Here is a 2049-nt window from a genome sequence, read left to right as displayed (position 1 = left end):
TGACCCTGACCACCGACACAAACACCGACTCGACGACGGAGGTGACCACCGATGACCTGATGCAAATACCAGCCTGACCACCACCGAAGGATCAACAACGAGTTACACCACTACTTGGGGCTTGACCGCGACCGTCGCCGTCGACGACTTCGACGTCGTCGTGGGCGGCGGGGTGTACCGCTTCATCTCCGCGCGCGCGGCCCGGATGTCCGCGGGCTCGGCCGTGGTCGGGGTGTCGTCCTCGGTGGTGGTCGGCGTGCCCGAGGCCGACGCGGCGGCCTCGGTGACCGGGGCGTGCGGACCGGAGTCGTGGTTCGACATCGTCGCCACTGCGACACCGGCACCGACGGCCGCGACCAGCGCCACCGCCGCGACGGTCACGATGACACGATTACGGCGCACGGACCTCCGGCGCGCGGGTGCCGCCGGCTCGCCGTCCTCGTCGGGAGCGGCTCCCCAGGCCAGGGCGGTCGGCGCGCCGGAATCGACCGCCTCAAACACGGCGGTGGACTCCTCGTCGCCGGCGAAGGTCTCCGGGAACTCGTCCTCGGGGAGCAGCATGGCGTAGCCGCGCTCGGTGAGCGCTTCCCAGAGGCCGGGCCACTCGTCGGTACCGGGGCCGAGGAACACCGCGGCCACCGGGTCGTCGCCGGCCAGTTCGACGATCATCCCGTGGGCGCGGTTGACCTCCGGGACGGTCGCCCACATGACGGTGTCGAGGTCGACGGTCACCAGCCGCAGCCGGTCGGTCCCCATGAGCAGCGCACTGTCGCGCGCGACGAGCATGGGCCGCGCGCGGCGGCAGATGTCGCGGAGCTCGGCGAAGACCGCGGGGTCGGTCGACTCCGGGACGCGCTCGGCGTCGCGCAGATACGACGCGATCCGCACGTCGAGAACGGCCGGGGTGATCCGCGATTCGACGATCGCCCGCTCGACCGTCAGGTCACGGGCGAGTCGTGCCGCCCAGATGCCGCCGGGACCGAAGTCGAGCGCCAGCACCGCCCCGGAGGCGTCGTCCGGGATCGAGAAGTCACCGATCCAGTCGGGACGGGGCGCTGTCGGTTCGGTCATCGCTGCTCACTGCTGAAAGTTCAGATACGCCTTGGACGGCGTCGGGCCACGCTGGCCCTGGTACTTGGAGCCGACGCTCGCCGAGCCGTACGGGTTCTCGGCCGGCGACGACAGCCGGATCAGGCAGAGCTGACCGATCTTCATGCCCGGCCACAGGGTGATCGGCAGATTCGCGACGTTCGACAGTTCCAGCGTGATGTGCCCGGAGAATCCGGGGTCAATGAAACCCGCGGTGGAATGCGTGAGCAGGCCGAGGCGGCCCAGCGACGACTTGCCTTCCAGCCGGCCGGCCAGGTCGTCGGGCAGCGTGCACACCTCGAGCGTGGAGCCGAGCACGAACTCACCCGGGTGCAGCACGAACGGCTCGCCGGCGGCCGGCTCCACCAGCGAGGTCAGCTCGTCCTGCCGCTGCGCCGGATCGATGTGCGTGTACCGGGTGTTGTTGAAGACCCGGAAGAGCCCGTCGAGCCGCACGTCGACCGACGACGGCTGCACCATCGCGGGGTCGTGGGGATCGATCCCCAGACGCCCGGACTCGATTTCGGCGCGGATGTCGCGATCGGAGAGCAGCACGCTGTCGAGGTTATCGGATCGAGCCCCCTCCCGGCGCGCCGACCAGCGGTTCTGCGGGCCCACACACGGCCCCGCGCGGCCCTCTCCGGGGGTTTGCTACTGTGTGTTGCGCAGGGCACAGAGCCCGGCAGTGCCGATGTAGTTTAGTGGTAGAACATCAGCTTCCCAAGCTGAGAGTGCGGGTTCGATTCCCGTCATCGGCTCCATCAAACCCTGATAGCGGGGTTTTCGTGTCTGTTCAGTCGGACTGCTGGGACCCCCGTGCTACCCAACGGGAGGGCGGTGTCAACTCGTGGAAGCAACGTTGTCCTTCAGTAGGCGTTCGAAGACTTCCCGTGGAGTGTAGAAGCCCAGGCACTGCCGTGGCCGCTCGTTGAGCTCGCGGGCGATCGCTTCGAGGTACAG

2 protein-coding genes, 1 tRNA gene and 1 pseudogene are annotated in these 2049 nt (G+C 68.9%); 1 reads left to right on the top strand and 3 read right to left on the bottom strand.

Features of this window, described 5'->3' with window-relative positions; genetic code table 11:
• Positions 1-102: 102 nt before the first annotated feature.
• Positions 103-1071, bottom strand: coding sequence for a hypothetical protein (locus ACSEEN_RS21315; protein WP_440714248.1), 969 nt, complete (start codon positions 1069-1071; stop codon positions 103-105).
• A gap of 6 nt (positions 1072-1077) precedes the next feature.
• Positions 1078-1644 (bottom strand): dCTP deaminase, encoded by a 567-nt coding sequence (gene dcd / locus ACSEEN_RS21310; protein ID WP_247866015.1) that lies wholly within the window; start codon positions 1642-1644, stop codon positions 1078-1080.
• 132 nt (positions 1645-1776) lie between these two features.
• Here dcd and ACSEEN_RS21305 point away from each other — a divergent pair.
• Positions 1777-1850 (top strand) — tRNA-Gly (locus ACSEEN_RS21305).
• Positions 1851-1929: 79 nt separating this feature from the next.
• On the opposite strand, the pseudogene ACSEEN_RS21300 reads toward ACSEEN_RS21305, so the two are convergent.
• Positions 1930-2049, bottom strand: a pseudogene (locus ACSEEN_RS21300) (IS30 family transposase); the annotation flags it as partial.

Source organism: Gordonia marina (assembly GCF_052036135.1).
Lineage (GTDB): Bacteria > Actinomycetota > Actinomycetes > Mycobacteriales > Mycobacteriaceae > Gordonia.
The sequence above is the reverse complement of the archived record's forward strand: the minus strand, read 5'-3'. Positions and strand labels throughout refer to the sequence as shown.